Here is a 5656-nt window from a genome sequence, read left to right as displayed (position 1 = left end):
CCCGTGGATGGCATGGTTTTTACAGCTGGTTTCAAATTTTGTGCAGCCTTCTTTCCTCGTTTTCCCGGGGTTGTTGGTTGTGTCTGTTTTACTTCAACGGAGAGTTTGATCCTGGCTCAGGATGAACGCTGGCGGCGTGCTTAACACATGCAAGTCGAACGATGATCCGGTGCTTGCACCGGGGATTAGTGGCGAACGGGTGAGTAACACGTGAGTAACCTGCCCTTAACTCTGGGATAAGCCTGGGAAACTGGGTCTAATACCGGATATGACTCCTCATCGCATGGTGGGGGGTGGAAAGCTTTTTGTGGTTTTGGATGGACTCGCGGCCTATCAGCTTGTTGGTGAGGTAATGGCTCACCAAGGCGACGACGGGTAGCCGGCCTGAGAGGGTGACCGGCCACACTGGGACTGAGACACGGCCCAGACTCCTACGGGAGGCAGCAGTGGGGAATATTGCACAATGGGCGCAAGCCTGATGCAGCGACGCCGCGTGAGGGATGACGGCCTTCGGGTTGTAAACCTCTTTCAGTAGGGAAGAAGCGAAAGTGACGGTACCTGCAGAAGAAGCGCCGGCTAACTACGTGCCAGCAGCCGCGGTAATACGTAGGGCGCAAGCGTTATCCGGAATTATTGGGCGTAAAGAGCTCGTAGGCGGTTTGTCGCGTCTGCCGTGAAAGTCCGGGGCTCAACTCCGGATCTGCGGTGGGTACGGGCAGACTAGAGTGATGTAGGGGAGACTGGAATTCCTGGTGTAGCGGTGAAATGCGCAGATATCAGGAGGAACACCGATGGCGAAGGCAGGTCTCTGGGCATTAACTGACGCTGAGGAGCGAAAGCATGGGGAGCGAACAGGATTAGATACCCTGGTAGTCCATGCCGTAAACGTTGGGCACTAGGTGTGGGGGACATTCCACGTTTTCCGCGCCGTAGCTAACGCATTAAGTGCCCCGCCTGGGGAGTACGGCCGCAAGGCTAAAACTCAAAGGAATTGACGGGGGCCCGCACAAGCGGCGGAGCATGCGGATTAATTCGATGCAACGCGAAGAACCTTACCAAGGCTTGACATGGACCGGACCGGGCTGGAAACAGTCCTTCCCCTTTGGGGCCGGTTCACAGGTGGTGCATGGTTGTCGTCAGCTCGTGTCGTGAGATGTTGGGTTAAGTCCCGCAACGAGCGCAACCCTCGTTCCATGTTGCCAGCGCGTAATGGCGGGGACTCATGGGAGACTGCCGGGGTCAACTCGGAGGAAGGTGGGGACGACGTCAAATCATCATGCCCCTTATGTCTTGGGCTTCACGCATGCTACAATGGCCGGTACAAAGGGTTGCGATACTGTGAGGTGGAGCTAATCCCAAAAAGCCGGTCTCAGTTCGGATTGGGGTCTGCAACTCGACCCCATGAAGTCGGAGTCGCTAGTAATCGCAGATCAGCAACGCTGCGGTGAATACGTTCCCGGGCCTTGTACACACCGCCCGTCAAGTCACGAAAGTTGGTAACACCCGAAGCCGGTGGCCTAACCCCTTGTGGGAGGGAGCTGTCGAAGGTGGGACTGGCGATTGGGACTAAGTCGTAACAAGGTAGCCGTACCGGAAGGTGCGGCTGGATCACCTCCTTTCTAAGGAGCGCCTACAACAACCCCGCCGGGCGTTATGCCTGTGTGGTGGTGTTGTCAGGAGTAACGCCCGTTGCGCAGACGATWGTTCTGCGGCGGGTGCTCACGGGTGGAATATCAACGAATAGCGGCCGCCGGTTTCCTGCCGGCACCCAGTACGGATGCTGCGCTCTTTGGAGTGCGGGTGTCCTGGAACGGTGCGGGGAGGGGATGAGCGGTTTAGTGTTTGGCACACTGTTGGGTCCTGAGACAACAGGACCATGGCCTGTGGTTCTTTCCTGTGAAGGGGAGGGGTGCGGGGTGTGGGACTTGTGTTTCTGGTTTCCCGGCTGCGACGTTTCATGCACCTGAGGGTGTGTGGGGTGTGTGGCATGGGGTTGTTGTTTGAGAACTACATAGTGGACGCGAGCATCTTTTATAAGAAGCAATTTCCAAGAATTATGAACCTGGATCTGGTTCCGTGCCTTTCGGGGTGCGGGGTTGGTTTCATGGTTCTCTCGAAATTACTCCTTGATCTTTTGTGGTCAAGTTTTTAAGAGCACACGGTGGATGCCTTGGCATTAGGAGCCGAAGAAGGACGTAGGAATCTGCGATAAGCCTGGGGGAGTCGATAACCGGACTGTGATCCCAGGGTGTCCGAATGGGGAAACCCCGCCAGACGCGCGAGTGATCTGGTGACCCGCATCTGAACACATAGGGTGCGTGGAGGGAACGCGGGGAAGTGAAACATCTCAGTACCCGCAGGAAGAGAAAACAATAGTGATTCCGTTAGTAGTGGCGAGCGAACGCGGATCAGGCTAAACCGTTCCATGTGTGATAGCCGGCGGGCGTTGCATGGTCGGGGTTGTGGGACTTTCCGTTCTGTCTCTGCCGGGACAGTGGGGTGAGAGCATGTGCATAGGTGAACGGTCTTGAAAGGCCGGCCAGAGAGGGTGTGAGCCCCGTAACCGAAATGTAGTGTGCCGCCTGGTGAAGTATCCCAAGTAGCACGGGGCCCGAGAAATCCCGTGCGAATCTGTCAGGACCACCTGATAAGCCTAAATACTCCCTAATGACCGATAGCGGACCAGTACCGTGAGGGAAAGGTGAAAAGTACCCCGGGAGGGGAGTGAAACAGTACCTGAAACCGTGTGCTTACAATCCGTCGGAGCAGCCTTGTAGTTGTGACGGCGTGCCTTTTGAAGAATGAGCCTGCGAGTTAGTGTTACGTCGCGAGGTTAACCCGTGTGGGGAAGCCGTAGCGAAAGCGAGTCTGAACAGGGCGTTGCAGTGGCGTGATCTAGACCCGAAGCGAAGTGATCTACCCATGGCCAGGTTGAAGCGACGGTAAGACGTCGTGGAGGACCGAACCCACTTCAGTTGAAAATGGAGGGGATGAGCTGTGGGTAGGGGTGAAAGGCCAATCAAACTTCGTGATAGCTGGTTCTCCCCGAAATGCATTTAGGTGCAGCGTTGCGTGTTTCTTACCGGAGGTAGAGCTACTGGATGGCTAATGGGCCCTACAAGGTTACTGACGTCAGCCAAACTCCGAATGCCGGTAAGTGAGAGCGCAGCAGTGAGACTGTGGGGGATAAGCTTCATAGTCGAGAGGGAAACAGCCCAGACCACCAACTAAGGCCCCTAAGCGTGTGCTAAGTGGGAAAGGATGTGGAGTTGCGAAGACAACCAGGAGGTTGGCTTAGAAGCAGCCATCCTTAAAAGAGTGCGTAATAGCTCACTGGTCAAGTGATTCCGCGCCGACAATGTAGCGGGGCTCAAGTACACCGCCGAAGTTGTGGCATTCAGATATTAGCTAAGCCCTTGTGGTTCAGGCGTCTGGATGGGTAGGGGAGCGTCGTGTGGGCAGTGAAGTCGCGGTGTAAACCAGCGGTGGAGCCTACACGAGTGAGAATGCAGGCATGAGTAGCGAAAGACGGGTGAGAAACCCGTCCGCCGAATGATCAAGGGTTCCAGGGTCAAGCTAATCTGCCCTGGGTAAGTCGGGACCTAAGGCGAGGCCGACAGGCGTAGTCGATGGACAACGGGTTGATATTCCCGTACCGGCGAAAAACCGCCCATGCTGAACAGGGGATACTAACCGCCYGAGACCTGCCCGATCATCCTTGTGGTGTGAGGGTTTTGGTGGAGCGCGGGACCTGATCCTGGGAGGCAAGCGTATTAACAGGTGTGACGCAGGAAGGTAGCCGAGCCGGGCGATGGTTGTCCCGGTCTAAGGATGTAGGGCGAACGGTAGGCAAATCCGCCGTTCATGATGCCTGAGACCCGACGGGACCCCCGTATGGGGGGATTCGGTGATCCTATGCTGCCTAGAAAAGCATCGACGCGAGGTTTTAGCCGCCCGTACCCCAAACCGACACAGGTGATCAGGTAGAGAATACTAAGGCGATCGAGAGAATTATGGTTAAGGAACTCGGCAAAATGCCCCCGTAACTTCGGGAGAAGGGGGGCCCCTATCGTGATGGACACWAGCTGTCCGGAGCGTGCAGGGGCCGCAGAGACCAGGGGGAAGCGACTGTTTACTAAAAACACAGGTCCGTGCGAAGTCGCAAGACGATGTATACGGACTGACTCCTGCCCGGTGCTGGAAGGTTAAGAGGACCGGTTAGCCGCAAGGCGAAGCTGAGAATTTAAGCCCCAGTAAACGGCGGTGGTAACTATAACCATCCTAAGGTAGCGAAATTCCTTGTCGGGTAAGTTCCGACCTGCACGAATGGAGTAACGACTTCCCCGCTGTCTCAACCATAAACTCGGCGAAATTGCAGTACGAGTAAAGATGCTCGTTACGCGCAGCAGGACGGAAAGACCCCGAGACCTTTACTATAGTTTGGTATTGGTGTTCGGAGTGGCTTGTGTAGGATAGGTGGGAGACGTTGAAGCCCGGACGCCAGTTCGGGTGGAGTCATCGTTGAAATACCACTCTGGTCACTTTGGACATCTAACTTCGGCCCGTAATCCGGGTCAGGGACAGTGCCTGATGGGTAGTTTAACTGGGGCGGTTGCCTCCTAAAAAGTAACGGAGGCGCCCAAAGGTTCCCTCAGCCTGGTTGGCAATCAGGTGTCGAGTGTAAGTGCACAAGGGAGCTTGACTGTGAGAGAGACATCTCGAGCAGGGACGAAAGTCGGGACTAGTGATCCGGCGGTACATTGTGGAATGGCCGTCGCTCAACGGATAAAAGGTACCTCGGGGATAACAGGCTGATCTTGCCCAAGAGTCCATATCGACGGCATGGTTTGGCACCTCGATGTCGGCTCGTCGCATCCTGGGGCTGGAGTAGGTCCCAAGGGTTGGGCTGTTCGCCCATTAAAGCGGTACGCGAGCTGGGTTTAGAACGTCGTGAGACAGTTCGGTCCCTATCCGCTGCGCGCGCAGGAAATTTGAGAAGGGCTGTCCTTAGTACGAGAGGACCGGGACGGACGAACCTCTGGTGTGTCAGTTGTACTGCCAAGTGCACCGCTGATTAGCTACGTTCGGATGGGATAACCGCTGAAAGCATCTAAGCGGGAAGCTCGCTTCGAGATGAGATTTCCATACACCTTGYGTGTGAGAGGCCCCCAGCCAGACCACTGGGTTGATAGGCCGGATGTGGAAGCGAGGACTAACGACTCGTGAAGCTGACCGGTACTAATAGGCCGATAACTTACACCACACACCCACCCCGCAAACGTTCCTTCAAAAGCGTTTGCACCCGGGGTSRGGTAAAAAGAAACAAGACTGCTTGCGTCCACTATGTGGTTCCCAAACAACAAACCCGTCGCCAGACGAAACGTTGCAGGGAACCAAAACAACTGAATACAACACCACATGTTGTAACCACARATTTCCCGCCCAGGGAACCCCGTACACGGGGTTCGGGGTGCGGACACAGGGTTACGGCGGTCATAGCGTGGGGGAAACGCCCGGTCCCATTCCGAACCCGGAAGCTAAGACCCACAGCGCCGATGGTACTGCACCCGGGAGGGTGTGGGAGAGTAGGTCACCGCCGGACAACCATTACAGCCAGGCCCCGACACACAGTGTCGGGGCCTGCGCCATTTAACCC

3 rRNA genes are annotated in these 5656 nt (G+C 56.0%); all 3 read left to right on the top strand.

Features of this window, described 5'->3' with window-relative positions:
* Positions 1-93 precede the first annotated feature (93 nt).
* Positions 94-1619: ribosomal RNA gene (locus AC1DNC_RS16720) — 16S ribosomal RNA — on the top strand.
* Between the two features lie 519 nt (positions 1620-2138).
* Positions 2139-5263, top strand: a 23S ribosomal RNA gene (locus tag AC1DNC_RS16715).
* 222 nt (positions 5264-5485) lie between these two features.
* Positions 5486-5602 (top strand): 5S ribosomal RNA (gene rrf, locus AC1DNC_RS16710).
* The 16S, 23S and 5S rRNA genes sit together here, the layout of an rRNA operon.
* The last annotated feature ends 54 nt before the right edge of the window (positions 5603-5656 follow it).

It is taken from the genome of Arthrobacter sp. 01N442 (genome assembly GCF_056399345.1).
The sequence above is the reverse complement of the archived record's forward strand: the minus strand, read 5'-3'. Positions and strand labels throughout refer to the sequence as shown.